The organism is Streptomyces sp. AM 2-1-1 (genome assembly GCF_029167645.1).
Taxonomy (GTDB): Bacteria; Actinomycetota; Actinomycetes; order Streptomycetales; family Streptomycetaceae; genus Streptomyces.
Map to the genome: position 1 here is coordinate 2180871 of NZ_CP119147.1, position 17194 is coordinate 2198064.

Consider the following 17194-nt stretch of genomic DNA (forward strand, 5'->3'; position numbering starts at 1 on the left):
GTGAGGACTAGCACCCGCGTGTGAGCGCGACAAGCTGACGAATTGTCTGCTAAAGAGCATCGGCATCCGAAAGGTCAACGCGCGGAACCGGCGTCGCGCCGATCGGAGAACCGCGAACGAGTGCTGATCGCCGTCGCTCCGTTGACGCCGGAGACGCCCACGGCGACGGGTGGGCGGTCGGACTCGTCCGCGAGGTGGGAGCCGTGCGCCACGGGTGCGGGCGCCTCTGCCGGCGTACCGGAGACGTCGTCCGGGGAGCCGTCGGCGTGCGCGGGGCTCCCGCTGCTCCCGGGGCTCGCGGTGTCCTCGGCGCTCCCGGTGTTCTCGTCCTCCTCCGGCAAGGGCCTGCGGCGGCGTCGGTAGCGGGGCGGTACCAGGGAGTTCGCCCAGCGCGGGGCGCGCGGGGTGAAGCGCGGCAGCAGCAGGAGCACCAGGCCGACGGCGCTGAGGAAGACGACCACGAGCACGATCCACATGGACGCCGAGTGCACCGAGTAGCCGACCGCACCGAACGCGATCAGCGCCGACCAGAAGTACATGATCAGCACGGACCGGCTGTGCGAGTGGCCGATCTCCAGCAGCCGGTGGTGCAGGTGGCCGCGGTCCGCGGCGAACGGGGACTGCCCGTTCCAGGTGCGGCGCACGATCGCGAGCACCAGGTCGGCGGCGGGGATCGCGATGATCGTCAGCGGCAGCAGCAGCGGGATGAAGACCGGGAGCATCGCGTGGGTGGCCTGACGCTCGCTCCCCTCGAAGAGCTTCATCGCGTCCGGGTCGACCTGGCCGGTCACCGAGATCGCGCCGGCGGCGAGCACCAGGCCGATGAGCATCGAGCCGGAGTCGCCCATGAAGATCCGGGCCGGGTGCATGTTGTGCGGCAGGAAGCCCAGGCACATGCCCATGAGGATCGCGGCGAAGAGGGTGGCGGGGGCGGCGGCCTCGATGCCGTACCCGTACCAGAGGCGGTAGGTGTACAGGAAGAACGCGGCGGCGGCGATGCAGACCATGCCGGCGGCCAGGCCGTCCAGTCCGTCCACGAAGTTCACCGCGTTGATCGTGATGACCACCAGCGCGACCGTGAGCAGCGTGCCCTGCCAGGGGGTGAGGGCCACCGTGCCGACGCCGGGGATGGGCAGCCAGAGGATCGTCAGACCCTGGATGACCATGACGGCGGCGGCGATCATCTGGCCGCCCAGCTTGATCAGGGCGTCGATCTCGAACTTGTCGTCGAGGACGCCGATCAGCCAGATCAGCGCCGCTCCGGAGAGCAGCGCCCGCGGTTCGTTGGAGAGTTCGAAGACTCCGCCGAGGTTGAACAGGTGCGAGGCGACGATCAGCCCCGCGCACAGCCCGCCGAACATGGCGATGCCACCGAGCCGCGGTGTCGGTTCCCGGTGCACGTCGCGGGCGCGGATCGCGGGCATGGCCCCGATCGCGATGGCGAACTTGCGCACCGGTCCGGTCAGCAGATAGGTCACTGCGGCCGCGACACACAGCGTCAGCAGGTAATCACGCACGGGCTGCCCCACAGATTTCGCCGGCCATCTCAGCCCCACACCCTAGCCCCAAGTGCGGGGACGTCAGGGAACGGGTGACGGTTCCACAGGTTGCGCACAGGGCCTCCGCGGGGGATCGGGCGGCAGGGAGGAGCGGATACCGCTCGGGGAATCCGCGCACGTCGCGCCGGATACGGGCATGGTCGGCGCCGGCCCGGGTGAAGTTCTCGGTGGCGATCGGCCGGAGCGAGCCGGCCCGCCGGGCGGCCTCTTGCCGCAGCACCTCGGCGATCTCCGGGTTCGTCCGCAGCAGGGGGCCCGGCGCCTGCTCGGCGGCGACGGGCGGCAGGGGCGCGACGGGGGTGCTGACCGGCATCTGACGGCTCCGGGCCTGTGGGTGCGGGAGGGCTGGCGTCGGCTCCAATGTAGGCCGGTACGTGCCCGTGTGCCCGCAGGGGACGGCCGGGGGCCGGTCGGCACCGGGCGGGCACCGGTCGGGCCGGCGGCGCTCAGTGGGGGGCGGGGACGCCGGTGAGCGCGGTGACGACCGGGTCGAGCGCCTGGTTGATCTCGTCCCCGATGGAACGGAAGAAGGTGATGGGGGCACCGTACGGGTCGTACACCTCGTCGGCGTCGGCGGTCGGGGCCAGCAGCCAGCCGCGCAGCGCGGCCGCGGCGCGCACCAGCGCGCGGGCGCGCTCGACCACGCCCTCGTCGTGGGCGTCCGGCAGGGTGGCGGGGTCTATGGCCCGCACGAGCCGGGTGAACTCCTTGAGGGTGAAGGTGCGCAGGCCCGCGGAGTGGCCCATCGAGATGACCTGCGCGCGGTGGTCGCGGGTCGCGGTGAGCACCAGGTCGGCGCGGATCACGTGCTCGTCGAGGAGTTCGCGGCCGACGAAGCCGGTGGCGTCCGCGCCGAAGTCGGCGAGGACGACCTCGGCGTTCGCCTCCATGGGGGCGCCCTCGTGCCCCCAGGTGCCGGCGCTCTCCACGATGAGGCCGCCGCTGAGAGGGTCGCCGAGGCGGTCCACCAGGGCGTGGCGGGTCAGCCGCTCGGTGATGGGCGAGCGGCAGACGTTGCCGGTGCTGACGTGGAGAATGCGGAAGTGGTCCCTCTGCCCCGCTATGCCACGCCCCTCAGGGGCGGTCAATTGGCCACCTCGAGGTCGGGTACCACCTTGCGCAGTTCCTCGACGGACAGGGCGCCGGCGCGCAGCAGGACCGGGACCTTGCCGGTGACGTCGACGATGGAGGACGGGACGTTGCCCGGGGTGGGCCCGCCGTCCAGGTAGACGGAGACGGAGTCCCCGAGCATCTCCTGGGCGGCGTCGCAGGTCTCCGGCGACGGGTGGCCGGTCAGGTTGGCGCTGGAGACGGCCATCGGGCCGACCTCGGTGAGCAGTTCGATGGCGACGGGGTGCAGCGGCATCCGGACGGCGACGGTGCCGCGGGTGTCGCCGAGGTCCCACTGGAGCGACGGCTGGTGCGTGGCGACGAGGGTCAGGGCGCCGGGCCAGAAGGCGTCGACGAGCTCCCACGCCTGCTCGGAGAAGTCCGTGACCAGGCCGTGCAGCGTGTTCGGGGAACCGATGAGGACCGGGGTGGGCATGTTGCGCCCGCGGCCCTTGGCGTCCAGCAGGTCGGCGACGGCCTCCGAGGAGAAGGCGTCCGCACCGATCCCGTACACGGTGTCGGTGGGCAGCACGACCAGTTCGCCGCGACGGACCGCCGAGGCGGCTTCACGCAGCCCGGTCGTACGGTCGGTCGCGTCGTTGCAGTCGTATCGCCGTGCCATCAGCCGGCCTCCTCAAGCGTGTACGGGTAGGACGGGTACGGATGCGGGTGGTGCGGGCACGGGGCCGCGGCGCCGGTCACGGCATGGCCTTGCGGGCGGTGGCGAAGCGGGGCCTCTTGTTGAGGTCGGGGTGGTCGGCCGCGTCGGCCCAGCCGCGTTCCTCGGTGAAGATCCAGGGGACCTGGCCGCCCTGGGTGTCGGCGTGCTCGATGACGACGAGGCCGCCGGGGCGGAGCAGGCGGTGCGCGGTGCGTTCGATGCCGCGGATGGTGTCGAGACCGTCCTCGCCGGAGAAGAGCGCCATCTGCGGGTCGTGGTCGCGCGCCTCGGGCGCCACGTACTCCCACTCGGTGAGCGGGATGTACGGCGGGTTGGAGATCACCAGGTCGACCTGGCCGTCGAGCTCGGGGAGGGCGCTCAGGGCGTCTCCGCGGTGCACGGTGACCCTGGACCCCTCGGCGTTCTTCCTGGTCCACGCCAGGGCGTCCTCGGACAGCTCGACGGCGTGCACGCGCGAGCGCGGCACCTCCTGCGCCATGGCGAGCGCGATGGCGCCGGAGCCGGTGCAGAGGTCGACGATCAGCGGCTCGACGACGTCCATCGCGCGGACCGCGTCTATGGCCCAGCCGACGACCGACTCGGTCTCCGGGCGCGGGACGAACACCCCGGGGCCGACCTGGAGTTCCAGGTAGCGGAAGAAGGCGCGGCCGGTGATGTGCTGGAGGGGTTCGCGGTTCTCGCGGCGGGCGATGGTCTCCCAGTAGCGCGCGTCGAAGTCCGCGTCGGGGACCCGGTGCAGCTCGCCCCGCTTCACACCGTGGACGAAGGCCGCGAGCTCCTCGGCGTCGAATCGCGGTGAGGGGACACCGGCGTCGGCCAGCCGCTGGGTGGCCTGGGCCACCTCGGCGAGCAGCAGGTTCATCGCGGATCTCCGTACGGGTTCACGGGCGGGGCGGGCGGGATCAGGCGTTGGCGAGCTTGGCGGCGGAGTCGGCGTCGACGCACGCCTGGATCACCGCGTCGAGGTCACCGTCGAGGACCTGGTCCAAGTTGTACGCCTTGAAGCCGACACGGTGGTCCGAGATCCGGTTTTCCGGGAAGTTGTACGTACGGATCTTCTCCGACCGGTCGACCGTGCGCACCTGGCTGCGGCGCACGTCGGAGGCCTCCTGCTCGGCGGCCTCCTGGGCGGCGGCGAGCAGTCGGGACCGCAGGATGCGCATCGCCTGCTCCTTGTTCTGGAGCTGGCTCTTCTCGTTCTGGCAGGAGGCGACGACACCGGTCGGCAGGTGCGTGATGCGGACGGCGGAGTCGGTCGTGTTGACGGACTGGCCGCCGGGGCCGGACGAGCGGTACACGTCGATGCGCAGGTCGTTCGCGTGGATCTCGACCTCGACCTCCTCCGCCTCGGGGGTCACGAGGACGCCGGCGGCGGAGGTGTGGATGCGGCCCTGGGACTCGGTGGAGGGCACCCGCTGCACGCGGTGCACCCCGCCCTCGTACTTCATCCGGGCCCAGACTCCCTGACCGGGCTCGGTGGCCCCGTTGCCGCCCTTGGTCTTCACGGCGACCTGGACGTCCTTGTAACCGCCGAGCTCGGACTCGGTGGAGTCGATGATCTCGGTCTTCCAGCCGACGCGCTCCGCGTAGCGCAGGTACATGCGCAGCAGGTCACCGGCGAAGAGGGCCGACTCGTCGCCGCCCGCACCCGCCTTGATCTCCAGGAGCACGTCCTTGTCGTCGCTCGGGTCGCGCGGAACGAGAAGGAGGCGCAGGCGCTCGGTGAGCTCCTCGCGCTGCTTCTCCAGCTCCTTGACCTCCGCGGCGAAGTCCGGGTCGTCCGCGGCGAACTCGCGTGCGGTGCCGATGTCGTCACCGGTCCGCTTCCACGACCGGTAGGTGGAGACGATCGGGGTCAGCTCCGCGTAGCGCTTGTTCAGCTTGCGCGCGTTGGCCTGATCGGCGTGGACCGACGGGTCGGCGAGCTTCTTCTCGAGATCGGCGTGCTCACCGATCAGTTCCTCGACCGCCTCGAACATCTTCGGGCTCCTGGGTGGGGGTGACTGCTACGGGCCTGCTGGGGGGAAGGTGCCGGTCGGGTCCAGGGGTCTCCCCTGGACCCGACCGGAAAAAACGCCGGTCCCGGCCGCCCCCGAGAGGGCGCCCGGGAACCGGCGCTGTGGCTCGCTACTTGGCGGCGGAGCCTGCACCCTTGCCGAAGCGGGCCTCGAAGCGGGCCACGCGGCCGCCGGTGTCGAGGATCTTCTGCTTGCCCGTGTAGAACGGGTGGCACTCGGAGCAGACGTCGGCACGGATGGTGCCGTTGTCGATGGTGCTCCGGGTGGTGAACGACGCGCCACAGGTGCAGCTGACCTGGGTGTCGACGTACGTGGGGTGGATGTCGCGCTTCAAGGTGTCTCCTAGTTTCGGGAGGGCTCCGGGTCGTCCGCGCGGATTGCGCGTCCGTGAACCGGGGCCGACGTACCAGTCTGCCAGGACCGGCCGTATCTCCCAAAACGAGGGTGTGGGCCGGTCTATTCCCCGGGTGCCCGGCGGTGCTACCGCACGAGGGTGCCCGCCGCGCCCTTGTCGCCGGCCGACGCCGCGGTGGCGGAGGCGGGGATCGCGGTGTCGGCGCGCAGAGCCTTCCAGACCGCCTGCGCGTCCTTCTCCAGCGGGATCACCCGGTTGGGGTCGGCCGGGTCGTACTGGACCGGCAGGGTGACCATGTCGACGTTCTTCGCCGCGAGGCCCTTCAGCCCGTTGGCGAAGCCGGTGAGCTTGGTGACCGAGGCGAGGTCGGTGTCGGTGGTGAGGGCCTTGGTGGCGGCGTTGGCGATGCCGAACAGCTTGGCGGGGCTGGTGAGGACGCCCACCGACTTGACCTGCTCCATCAGTGCCTTCACGAACGCCTGCTGGAGCTGGATCCGGCCGAGGTCGCTGCCGTCGCCGACGCTCTTGCGCGTACGGACGAGGCCGAGGGCCTGTTCACCGTCGAGGGTGTGGGTGCCGGGTGCGAGACGGAGGTGGCTGCTGGGGTCGTCGATCACCTCGTCGGTGGTGATCCCGACGCCGCCGAGCTGGTCGACGAGCTTCTTGAAGCCGGTGAAGTCGACCTCGACGTAGTGGTCCATGCGGATGCCGGACATTGCCTCGACCGTCTTCACCGCGCAGGCCGGACCGCCCGCCTGGTAGGCCGAGTTGAACATCGCGTCGGTGGCCGCCGGGGTGACCCGGCCGGTGTCGGGGTCGGTGCACGCGGGCCGGTCGACGAGGGTGTCGCGCGGGACGGAGACGATGTCGGCGGCTCGGTGACCCCTGTTGACGTGGACGACCATCGCGGTGTCCGAGCGGGCGGTGCCCTCGTCCCGGCCGTACGCGGAGTTGGCGCCCGAGCGGGAGTCGGAGCCGAGAACCAGGATGTCCTCGGAGCCGTCGTCGACGTCGTCGGGGCGGTCCGTGCCGAGCGCGGCGTTGATGTCGACGCCCTTGAGGTTCCCGTCGAGCGCGAAGTACGCATAGGCGAGACCCGAACCGCCGAGGACCACGACCCCCGCGGCCGTCCAGGCCACCACGGTCTTCACCCGGCGCCGGTGCGACGGCTTTCTGCGCCGGGCGCCGGTCCCGCGTATGCGGCCCGTACCTCTGCTCTGCTCGCTCATGGGCGTTTCCTCGTTCCCGGTTCCCCGCTGCTCCCCGCTCCCCCTGCCGGGTGGTCCTGGCACGGTCGGGCCGTCTCTCGGACGGACGCCGAAGCATCAAGAAGGGTGCCACGACACCCTGTGACCACCGTACGGCCGAACGGGTGGCGACAGGACCTGGAGAACTGCCGGTGACACCGCGCTCACCTGCGGTTTCTTTCCTCGTGCACCCACCCGGTCGTCCCTTGGGCCGTCACGCTGGGTGTGGCGAACGTCTCGGTTCCGGGGAGCCACCCGTCACGACGGAGCCGCCCCCGTCGCGGGTGCGACGGGGGCGGCCCGGTACGACCGTGTGGAGGGCGTCAGTCGTTGTTGCCCGGCGACGGCGTCGTCTTCTGGATCTGGAGCAGGAACTCCCCGTTGGACGAGGTCTTCTTCATCCGGTCCAGCAGGAGCTCGATCGCCTGCTGCTGGTCGAGTGCGTGGAGCACCCGGCGCAGCTTCCAGGTGACGGCCAACTCGTCGGTGCCCAGCAGGATCTCTTCCTTGCGGGTGCTGGACGCGTCGACGTCGACAGCCGGGAAGATGCGCTTGTCCGACAGCTTTCTGTCGAGCTTGAGCTCCATGTTGCCGGTGCCCTTGAACTCCTCGAAGATCACCTCGTCCATGCGCGAGCCGGTCTCGACGAGCGCGGTGGCCAGGATGGTCAGCGAACCGCCGTCCTCGATGTTGCGCGCGGCACCGAAGAAGCGCTTCGGCGGGTACAGCGCGGTCGAGTCGACACCACCGGAGAGGATGCGTCCGGAAGCCGGCGCCGCGAGGTTGTACGCGCGGCCCAGGCGGGTGATCGAGTCGAGCAGCACGACCACGTCGTGGCCCAGCTCCACGAGGCGCTTGGCGCGCTCGATGGCGAGCTCGGCGACGGTGGTGTGGTCCTCGGCGGGACGGTCGAACGTCGAGGAGATGACCTCGCCCTTCACCGACCGCTGCATGTCGGTGACTTCCTCCGGACGCTCGTCCACGAGGACGACCATCAGGTGGCACTCCGGGCTGTTGACCGTGATCGCGTTGGCGATGGCCTGGAGGATCATGGTCTTACCGGTCTTCGGCGGGGCCACGATCAGCCCTCGCTGGCCCTTGCCGATGGGGGCGACCAGGTCGATGATGCGCGTCGTCAGGACGTTGGAGTCGGTCTCCAGACGGAGCCGGTCCTGCGGGTAGAGCGGCGTCAGCTTCTGGAACTCCGGGCGTCCGCGGCCCGATTCGGGCGCCATGCCGTTGACGGTGTCCAGGCGCACGAGTGCGTTGAACTTCTCGCGGCGCTCGCCGTCCTTGGGCTGGCGCACCGCGCCGGTGACGTGGTCACCCTTGCGCAGGCCGTTCTTGCGGACCTGGGCCAGCGAGACGTACACGTCGTTCGGGCCCGGGAGGTAGCCGGAGGTCCGGATGAACGCGTAGTTGTCGAGGATGTCCAGGATGCCCGCGACGGGGATCAGGACGTCGTCGTCGGCCACCGGCACGTCGCTGACGAAGTCCTCGCGGCCACGACGGCCCCGGCGGTCGCGGTAGCGGCCGCGACGGCCGCGACGGCCGCCCTCGTCGTCGAAGTCGTCCTGCGGACCGTTGTCACGGTGCTGCTGGCCCTGGCCCTGGCTCTGACCCTGGCTCTGACCTTGGCCCTGGCTCTGCCCCTGGCCCTGACGCTGGGACTGGCCCTGACCCTGGCGCTGCTGGCCCTGGTCGTCGCCCTTGCCCCGGCGGTCGCGCTGCCGCTCCCGGCGGTCGCCCCGCTGACGGTCCTGGCGGTCACCGCGGCGGCCCTCGGCCGTGTCCGCGGCGGACTCGGCACGGGCTTCGGCCTTGGCCTCGGCACGGTCGTCCTGCTTCTCGGCCGGGCGCTCGTCCTGCTTGGGCTCGGCCTTCGCCTCGGGGGCGCCGGCCTGCGCGGTGGCGCGGCGCCGGCGGCGCTCGCCCGCGGGCTGGTCGTCGCTGGCGGGCTGACCGGGGATGTCGATCTGCTGCTGCGCGGCCGGCTGCTCGGCCGGGGCGGCGGCCTCGTCGCCCGTGCGCGCCTTGGAGGTGGCACGGCGCTTGGGCTTGGTCTCCGCGTCCGCGGCGACGGGCGCCTTGGCGGCGGTGGCCTTGGCGGCGGGGGCCTTGCCGGCCTGCGCCTCCTTGATGACCTCGATCAGCTGGCCCTTGCGCATGCGCGCGGTTCCCCTGATGTTGAGGCCGGACGCGACCTGCTGCAGCTCGGCCAGGACCATGCCGTCAAGGCCGGTGCCGGAGCGGCGGCGCCGTGCGGTGGTGCCAGAGGCAGCACCTTCGGCGGGCGCGGCGCTGTCGACGCTCTTGTCGGCAGTCACGCCCATCAGATCGGTGGTGTCGCTCACGAAGGGTCCTTCCCTGGAGCGGACGTCGGCCTTCTGGCTCGGCGACCGGTTGTGCTGTCCGGCATTCGGTTGGTGATCTTCTCGATCGCGGACCGTGCCGGGGCGATGGTCCGCCGGGTGCGGCGGAGAGAGGTACGTGCGGGGTCCGACGCGAGCTCCCCCTGCTCGGCCCACTCATGGACGAACGTGGGGTGTCGTGCCGGTTCCGGAGCGTGCTCGAAACTGCTCAGACAGGCTGATCAGGCAGTTGGGGAGGCTCCCGGAAGAAAGGTGGTCCCTGAAGGGGACGCGAAGCAACGCGTCGCGAGGACGTCGATTGCCGACTTGAGATTAACACTACCGGCTCCCACGAATATTCCCCCACTCTCTCACCGGCAATCCCTTGACTACTGCGCGAGCGGCAGGACGCACGCGCCCGGACCGTCGAGTGCGAGCCGGTTGGCGGCCCACCCTTCGCCGGCGAGCCGGGCCACCTTGTCCGCGGCTCCTTCGTCGGTGAGGGCGAGGACCGTCGGGCCGGCTCCGGAGATGACGGCGGGAACGCCGTCCGCGCGCAGCCTGTGCACGAGTTCGAGGCTCTCCGGCATCGCCGGTCCGCGGTAGTCCTGGTGGAGCCGGTCCTCGGTCGCGGCCAGCAGCAGCTCGGGGCGCCGGGTCAGGGCCTCGACGAGCAGCGCGGCGCGACCGGCGTTGGCGGCGGCGTCGACGTGCGGGACCTGGCGCGGCAGCAGTCCGCGGGCGGTCTCGGTGAGCACCGGCTTCCCGGGGACGAAGACCACCGGGACGACCGACGCGGCCGGGTCCATCCGGATCGCCCGGGCCGCTCCGCCGTCCGTCCAGGCGAGGGTGAATCCGCCGAGGAGGCAGGCCGCGACGTTGTCCGGGTGACCCTCGATCTCGGTGGCCAGCTCCAGCAGCGCCGCGTCGTCGAGGCGGGCCTCGCCGCCGGTCGTCACGGCGCGGGCGGCGACGATGCCGGCCACGATGGCGGCGGAGGAGGAGCCGAGGCCGCGGCCGTGCGGGATGCGGTTGGCGCAGACGATCTCCAGCCCGTGCGGCTGTCCGCCGAGCAGGTCGAATGCGGTGCGCAGGGAGCGTACGAGCAGGTGCGACTCGTCGCGCTGCAGGGTGTCGGCGCCCTCGCCCGCGATGTCGATGTGCAGCCCGGAGTCGGCGACCCGGACGACCACGTCGTCGTAGAGGCCCAGCGAGAGGCCGAGGGCGTCGAAACCCGGGCCCAGATTGGCGCTGGTGGCGGGGACGCGCACCCTGACGGCGGCGGCTCGGAACGCGGGACCGGCCATCGGCTGGTGAACTCCTTGGGGCGGGGATGCGGTGCGTGCGGGTGACTGAGCGGCGGCGGGGGCGGCGCGGTGGCCCGGTCGGCCGGAACGGGGTGTCCGGGCGGCCGCTTTGCTGGTGGGCCCCACGGTCGCGCCACGGCGACCGGGACAGGGCCCCGTACAGGCCCTGACGGCGCTGCCGGTCGCGTACAGCTTATCGAAGGAAGGTTCTGTGGCGACATAGGGCGCATGAGAGGCGCACGATGCGTGTCGCACGCGTTCCCTGCGCTCTCCGCCCGGGAAGGGGCGGTCGGACCGCGCCCGCCCGACGTGTGCCGCACCGCCCGCGGGCGTGTGGCCTGCGGGCGGTGCGGTGTTGGTACGTGGCCCCGGAGCCGGGTGCCATGGCGGACGGGTCGCCGGACCGGCCGGGCTTTCGGCCGGGGAGGGCTCTCAGGGGAGGGTTCCCGGCCGAGGCGCTCAGGCGAGGCCGAGCTTCTCCGCGGCAGTGGCGGCGTCGACCGGGACGGTGACGGGCTGCGGTGCGCCCGCGACGGCCCAGTCGGGGTCCTTGAGGCCGTTGCCGGTGACGGTGCAGACGATCCGCTGACCGGGGTCGACCTTGCCCTCTTCGGCGGCCTTGAGCAGACCGGCGACGGAGGCGGCCGAGGCGGGCTCGACGAAGACGCCCTCCTGTGCGGCCAACAGGCGGTAGGCGGACAGGATCTGCCGGTCCGTCACCTCGTCGATGAAGCCGCCCGACTCGTCCCGTGCGGCCAGCGCGAAGTTCCAGGACGCCGGGTTGCCGATCCGGATCGCGGTCGCGATCGTCGCCGGGTCCTTCACGATCTCGCCGCGCACGATGGGCGCGGAGCCGGAGGCCTGGAAGCCCCACATGCGCGGCCGGTGGGTGGCGAGGCCGTCACCGGCGTACTCGGTGTAGCCCTTCCAGTAGGCCGTGATGTTGCCCGCGTTGCCGACCGGCAGGACGTGGATGTCCGGGGCGTCGCCGAGCGCGTCGACGATCTCGAAGGCGGCGGTCTTCTGGCCCTCGATGCGGACCGGATTGACCGAATTGACCAGCGCCACCGGGTAGTTGTCGGAGAGCGAGCGGGCCAGTGTCAGGCAGTCGTCGAAGTTGCCGTCGACCTGGAGGATCTTGGCACCGTGCACGAGCGCCTGGCCCATCTTGCCGAGCGCGATCTTGCCCCGCGGCACGAGGACGGCGCAGACCATCCCGGCGCGCACCGCGTACGCGGCGGCCGAGGCGGAGGTGTTGCCGGTGGAGGCGCAGATGACGGCCTGCGCGCCCTCCTCCTTGGCCCGGGTGATGGCCATGGTCATGCCCCGGTCCTTGAACGACCCGGTGGGGTTGGCGCCCTCGACCTTGAGGTGCACCTCGCAGCCCGTGCGCTCGGAGAGGACCTGGGCCGGGACGAGCGGCGTACCACCCTCACGGAGGGAGACGATCGGCGTCGTGGCCGTGACCGGAAGGCGGTCCCGGTACTCCTCGATGATGCCGCGCCACTGGTGGGTGCCCTTGCTGGTCATGGGTCCTTACTCCCCTTCAACACGCATGATGCTGGCGACACCGCGCACGGTGTCGAGCTTGCGCAGCGCTTCGACGGTCGCCGAGAGGGCGGCGTCGGGCGCGCGGTGGGTGACGACGACGAGGGATGCCTCGCCGCCACCGCCCGCCCGTCGCCCGCCGGCACCCTGCTCGATGGCGCCTTCGTCACCGCTGCCTGGATTTCGTCCTTGCTGACGGACGGTATCGATCGACACACCCTGCTCGGCGAAGACCGTGGCGACCTGGGCGAGAACACCCGGTTTGTCGGCGACGTCGAGGCTGATGTGGTAGCGCGTCACGACGTCGCCCATCGGGCTGACCGGGAGACGCGTGTAGGCGGACTCGCCCGGGCCGGTGGCCCCGTTGAGCTTGTTCCGGCAGACGGCGACGAGGTCGCCGAGGACCGCCGAGGCGGTCGGCGAACCGCCGGCGCCGGGGCCGTAGAACATGAGCTGCCCGGCCGCCTCGGCCTCGACGAAGACGGCGTTGTACGCCTCGCGGACGGAGGCCAGCGGGTGGCTGAGCGGGATCATCGCGGGGTGGACGCGCGCGGTGACCGACTGCCCGTCCGCCGCACGCTCGCAGATGGCGAGGAGCTTGACGGTGCAGCCCATGCGGCGGGCGGAGGCGATGTCGGCCGCGGTGACCTCGGTGATGCCCTCGCGGTGGACCTCGCCGATCCTCACCCGGGTGTGGAAGGCGATCCCGGCGAGGATCGCGGCCTTCGCGGCCGCGTCGAAGCCTTCGACGTCGGCGGTCGGGTCGGCCTCGGCGTACCCGAGGGCGGTGGCCTCGTCGAGCGCCTCGGAGTATCCGGCGCCGCTGGTGTCCATCTTGTCGAGGATGAAGTTGGTCGTGCCGTTGACGATGCCGAGCACCCGGTTGACCTTGTCGCCGGCGAGGGACTCGCGCAGCGGGCGGACCAGCGGGATGGCGCCGGCGACGGCGGCCTCGTAGTAGAGGTCGCGGCCGTGCTCCTGGGCGGCGGCGTGCAGGACGGTGCCGTCCTCGGCCAGCAGTGCCTTGTTGGCGGAGACGACGCTCGCGCCGTGCTCGAAGGCGGCCGTGATGAGGGTGCGGGCGGGCTCGATGCCGCCGATGACCTCGATGACGACGTCGATGTCGCCGCGTTTGACCAGGGCCGTGGCGTCGGTGGTGATGAGCGCGGGGTCGATCCCCTCGCGCACCTTCGAGGGACGGCGGACGGCGACGCCGGCGAGCTCCACCGGCGCGCCGATGCGCGCGGCGAGGTCGTCGGCGTGCGTCGTCATGATGCGCGCCACCTCTGAGCCGACCACTCCGCAGCCCAGCAGCGCCACCTTCAGCGGACGCGTACGCATCATCCGACCTCGTTTCTCCTACATCCGATGTGTGGACCAGTCTCACTCACCGGACGGGCGATTCTGCCACCCGTCCGGATTCTGAGACATCTATTTCATCAGCCGACATCGAGACGCAGGAGATCTTCCTCCGTCTCGCGCCGGACGATGACGCGCGCCCGGCCCTCGCGTACGGCGACGACGGGCGGGCGGAGCGCGTGGTTGTAGTTGCTCGCCATCGACCGGCAGTACGCCCCGGTGGCCGGTACGGCGATCAGGTCGCCGGGCGCGAGGTCCGCGGGGAGGAACGCGTCCTTCACCACGATGTCGCCGCTCTCGCAGTGCTTGCCGACGACCCGGACCAGCATCGGCTCGGCGTCCGAGCTGCGGGAGACGAGCGAGACGCTGTACTCGGCGTCGTAGAGCGCGGTACGGATGTTGTCGGACATCCCGCCGTCGACGCTGACGTAGGTGCGGAGCCCTTCGAGCGGCTTGATGGTGCCGACCTCGTAGAGGGTGAACGCGGTGGGGCCGACGATGGCGCGGCCCGGCTCGACGGAGATGCGGGGGGTGGCGAGCCCGGCGGCCTCGCACTCCCGGGTGACGATGTCGCCGAGCGCCTTGGCGATCTCGTGCGGCTCGCGGGGATCGTCGGCGGAGGTGTAGGCGATGCCCAGGCCGCCGCCGAGGTCGATCTCGGAGAGCTCGACGCCGTGCTCGTCGCGGACCTGGGCGAGGAGCTGGACCACGCGGCGGGCGGAGACCTCGAAGCCGGCCATGTCGAAGATCTGCGAGCCGATGTGCGAGTGGATCCCGGTGAGTTCGAGGCCGTCCAGGGTGAGGGCGCGGCGGACCGCCTCGGCCGCCAGGCCGCCGGCCAGCGCGATGCCGAACTTCTGGTCCTCGTGGGCGGTGGCGATGAACTCGTGGGTGTGCGCCTCCACGCCGACCGTGACCCGGATCTGGACCCGCTGGCGCTTGCCGAGCCGCTGGGCGACGTGCGCGACGCGGACGATCTCCTGGAAGGAGTCGAGGACGATCCGCCCGACACCGGCTTCGACGGCCCGCTCGATCTCGTCCGTCGTCTTGTTGTTGCCGTGGAAGGCGAGGCGCTCGGCGGGCATCCCGGCGTCCAGCGCCGTGGTGAGCTCGCCGCCGGAGCAGACGTCGAGGTTGAGCCCCTCCTCGTGGAGCCAGCGCACCACGGCCCGGGAGAGGAAGGCCTTGCCGGCGTAGTAGACGTCGGCGTCGGCGCCGAAGGCGTCCGCCCAGGCGCGGCAGCGGGCGCGGAAGTCGGCTTCGTCCAGGAAGTACGCCGGAGTGCCGAACTCCTCTGCGAGGCGGGCCACTTCGATGCCTCCGACGGTGAGGGCGCCGTCCGCGTCACGGGTGACGGTACGGGACCAGACCTTCTCGTCGAGGACGTTCAGGTCGGCCGGCGGAGCGGTGTAGTGCCCTTCGGGGAGGACGTCGGCGTGACGGGGTCCGGCGGGGTGGGCGGATCGGCTCATCGTGGTGCTCTCTCGGGTCTCTCGGGTCTCTCACACATGTGCGGGCGCGCTGACGCCGAGCAGGGACAGGCCACCGGCCAGCACCGTCCCGGCGGCCTCGGCGAGGGCCGTCCGGGAGCGGTGGGCGGCCGAGGGTTTCTCGTCGCCGGCGGGGAGCGGGGGGCAGGCGTCGTGGAAGTCGAAGAAGGTGTGCGCGACGGCTTCCAGGTGACGGGCGAGCCGGTCGGGCGCACGGTGCCGGGCTGCGGCGAGGAGGACCGCCGGGTGGTCGGCGAGGAGGGCGGTCAGGGCGAGCGCGGCGGGTTCGCCGTACGCGGCGGCGTCCTCGTGCGGTTGCGGTGCCCCGTGCACGCCGAGGTCGCGGGCGGACCGGACGAGGGCGCGGGTACGGGCGTGGGCGTAGCGGACCAGGAAGAGCGGGTTGGCGGCGCTCTGGACGAGCAGCCCGTCGCCGAGGGCGGCCCGGTCGTGGCCGGCGGCCCGCAGCAGCCCCCAGCGGGCGGCGTCGGGGCCGAGGCGTTCGACGAGCTCCGCGGCGGCGGCCCCCGCCGGCACGGGCCGGACCGTCGCGGCCGGCTCGGCGGTTCCGTGCCCGGGAGCCGTGCCGGCGGTTCCGTGCCCGGGGGCCGTGTCGGCGGTTCCGTGCCCGGGAGCCGTGCCGGCGGTGACGCCGAGCCGGCTCCACGCGGGATCGGCCGGTCCGGTCGCCACGGTGCGCGGGGCGGCGCCCTGCGACCGGAGCAGTGCGGCCACAGCATCGGCGGTGACGGCGGCCCGCACCTCGGCGGCGTACGGCAGGAGGGGTTCCTCGCCGCGCAGCGCCGTGCCGTGGCCGTACTCCGTACCGCGTGCCGCCACCTCGCGCACGAGAGCGGTCCGCGCGGCGCCGTCGGTGGAGGCGTCGAGGGTGAGGCTGAGGAAGCCGGGCCCGGTGATCTCGACCCGTCCGATGCCCGGTGCGGCCGCGATGCGGTCCTTCAGGATGCGGGCGACCTCGTGGGCGGGCAGCGCCGCAGACCGGGCCAGTTGCAGCGCGACGGCGCAGGCGTAGTCGCCGCTGCCGCCGGGCCGCGTCCGCTCCACCCGCACCCGCTCCGGTACGGCCACGCGCAGGGCGTCCTCGTCCACCGCGCGGCGCACGGCGTGCAGCACGGTCCTGGAGAGGTCGGCGGGGGTCACGGGACCAGCCTAGGGGAGGGAGGGGGGCCCTCCGCGACCGCGTTTCGCCATGCGGGCAACCGCCGGAGGGCCGGGCCGGAGGGTCCGGCCCGGCGTCGCCCGGCCGGTGCGGGACGCCGGGGTCCCTCAGCGGGCCGTACTGCCGGCCCGCCCGGCGCCGGAGCCGCCGTCCACCGCGGTGCGTTCCGGCGCCAGCGCGAGGCGGCGCACCAGCCGCACCAGCTCGCTGGGCTCGAACGGCTTCGCCAGGAACGCCTCCACCCCGGCGGCGACGCCCCGGTCCGCCTCGTACGGGGTGCAGGCGCTGATGATCGCGACCGGGATGGCGCTGGTACGGGGGTCCTCGCGGAGCCGGGCGGCGGTCCGGGGGCCGTCGAGCCGGGGCATCACGACGTCGAGGGTGATCACGTCCGGCCGCACCCGGTGCACGATGTCCAGGCACTCGACGCCGTCGGCCGCGGTCACGACCTCGAAGCCCTCAAGCTCCAGGTTGACCCTGATCAGATGCCGGATGACCTTGTTGTCGTCCACAACAAGCACGCGGCCGTACGCCCCTGACACGTTTCGAGAGTAGGTGGGCCCCGGGGGCCGCGTCCGGGTTTTGCCCACTTCCGCCCCGGAGCCGCGCCCGCACACGCCGGTGAACCGCCCCGCCCTGCGGAAATACCCGTTCACGAACACCCCGTCGGAGCTGGTAGTGTTTCCCCCGTCGCAGAGCAACACCGCGATACGCCCCCGTAGCTCAGGGGATAGAGCATCGGCCTCCGGAGCCGGGTGCGCAGGTTCGAATCCTGCCGGGGGCACTTCCGCAGGGGAACGTCATCTGGACGATGCCCGGCGAAGTGCCGCGCATGAAGGGTCGGACACCAGTCTCACTGGGTCCGGCCCTTTGTCGTTGTCCCGCTCATGGGTCCCGCGTGGGCCGTCCCGCTTGGGCACAGCGTTTCTTCCCCGCCGGACTCCGCGACGCGCGACGGCGGTTCGTCCGGACCGCCGGCCGGCCGCTC

Annotated in this window: 14 protein-coding genes and 1 tRNA gene; 1 reads left to right on the plus strand and 14 read right to left on the minus strand. The window is 72.1% G+C overall.

The genetic code is table 11. From position 1 onward, the window contains the following. Nucleotides 1-74: 74 nt before the first annotated feature. The 14 genes from PZB77_RS09110 to PZB77_RS09175 all read right to left on the minus strand — a co-directional run bounded on the left by PZB77_RS09110 (nucleotide 75) and on the right by PZB77_RS09175 (nucleotide 16748). Nucleotides 75-1529 (minus strand): MraY family glycosyltransferase, encoded by a 1455-nt coding sequence (locus PZB77_RS09110; RefSeq protein ID WP_275492067.1) that lies wholly within the window; start codon nucleotides 1527-1529, stop codon nucleotides 75-77. A gap of 476 nt (nucleotides 1530-2005) precedes the next feature. Continuing rightward, nucleotides 2006-2647 carry a protein-tyrosine-phosphatase gene (locus tag PZB77_RS09115; RefSeq protein WP_275492068.1) on the minus strand — a complete coding sequence of 214 codons (642 nt, stop codon included), beginning with the start codon at nucleotides 2645-2647 and terminating at the stop codon, nucleotides 2006-2008. Then, a complete protein-coding gene (locus PZB77_RS09120) occupies nucleotides 2644-3291 on the minus strand; it encodes an L-threonylcarbamoyladenylate synthase (protein WP_275492069.1) in 648 nt (215 codons plus the stop codon). Before PZB77_RS09120 ends, PZB77_RS09115 begins: the two co-directional genes overlap by 4 nt. Before the next feature lie 76 nt (nucleotides 3292-3367). Beyond that, complete coding sequence (prmC, locus tag PZB77_RS09125; RefSeq protein WP_275492070.1) at nucleotides 3368-4213, minus strand: peptide chain release factor N(5)-glutamine methyltransferase; 846 nt, start codon at nucleotides 4211-4213, stop codon at nucleotides 3368-3370. 40 nt (nucleotides 4214-4253) lie between these two features. Continuing rightward, nucleotides 4254-5330, minus strand: coding sequence for a peptide chain release factor 1 (gene prfA / locus PZB77_RS09130; RefSeq protein WP_275492071.1), 1077 nt, complete (start codon nucleotides 5328-5330; stop codon nucleotides 4254-4256). Nucleotides 5331-5478: 148 nt separating this feature from the next. Then, nucleotides 5479-5703, minus strand: a complete 225-nt coding sequence (gene rpmE, locus PZB77_RS09135; protein WP_266709126.1) for a 50S ribosomal protein L31 — start codon at nucleotides 5701-5703, stop codon at nucleotides 5479-5481. 146 nt (nucleotides 5704-5849) lie between these two features. Continuing rightward, complete coding sequence (locus tag PZB77_RS09140) at nucleotides 5850-6953, minus strand: LCP family protein (RefSeq protein WP_275492072.1); 1104 nt, start codon at nucleotides 6951-6953, stop codon at nucleotides 5850-5852. Nucleotides 6954-7294: 341 nt separating this feature from the next. After that, the gene (gene rho / locus PZB77_RS09145; RefSeq protein ID WP_275492073.1) at nucleotides 7295-9325 is read right to left on the minus strand and encodes a transcription termination factor Rho; all 2031 of its coding nucleotides are present in this window, start codon (nucleotides 9323-9325) and stop codon (nucleotides 7295-7297) included. Between the two features lie 386 nt (nucleotides 9326-9711). Then, nucleotides 9712-10629, minus strand: a complete 918-nt coding sequence (gene thrB, locus PZB77_RS09150) for a homoserine kinase (RefSeq protein WP_275492074.1) — start codon at nucleotides 10627-10629, stop codon at nucleotides 9712-9714. A gap of 459 nt (nucleotides 10630-11088) precedes the next feature. Beyond that, nucleotides 11089-12159 (minus strand): threonine synthase, encoded by a 1071-nt coding sequence (gene thrC, locus PZB77_RS09155; RefSeq protein ID WP_275492075.1) that lies wholly within the window; start codon nucleotides 12157-12159, stop codon nucleotides 11089-11091. 6 nt (nucleotides 12160-12165) lie between these two features. Further along, nucleotides 12166-13521, minus strand: a complete 1356-nt coding sequence (locus tag PZB77_RS09160; RefSeq protein WP_275492076.1) for a homoserine dehydrogenase — start codon at nucleotides 13519-13521, stop codon at nucleotides 12166-12168. Nucleotides 13522-13616: 95 nt separating this feature from the next. After that, nucleotides 13617-15008, minus strand: coding sequence for a diaminopimelate decarboxylase (gene lysA, locus PZB77_RS09165; RefSeq protein WP_275492077.1), 1392 nt, complete (start codon nucleotides 15006-15008; stop codon nucleotides 13617-13619). Between the two features lie 30 nt (nucleotides 15009-15038). Continuing rightward, on the minus strand, nucleotides 15039-16187 hold the full coding sequence (gene nrtL, locus PZB77_RS09170) for an ArgS-related anticodon-binding protein NrtL (RefSeq protein ID WP_275492078.1): 1149 nt from the start codon (nucleotides 16185-16187) through the stop codon (nucleotides 15039-15041). A 126-nt stretch (nucleotides 16188-16313) separates the two neighbouring features. Further along, the gene (locus PZB77_RS09175; protein ID WP_275492079.1) at nucleotides 16314-16748 is read right to left on the minus strand and encodes a response regulator; all 435 of its coding nucleotides are present in this window, start codon (nucleotides 16746-16748) and stop codon (nucleotides 16314-16316) included. Between the two features lie 170 nt (nucleotides 16749-16918). Here PZB77_RS09175 and PZB77_RS09180 point away from each other — a divergent pair. Next, nucleotides 16919-16990, plus strand: a tRNA-Arg gene (locus PZB77_RS09180). Nucleotides 16991-17194: the final 204 nt, after the last annotated feature.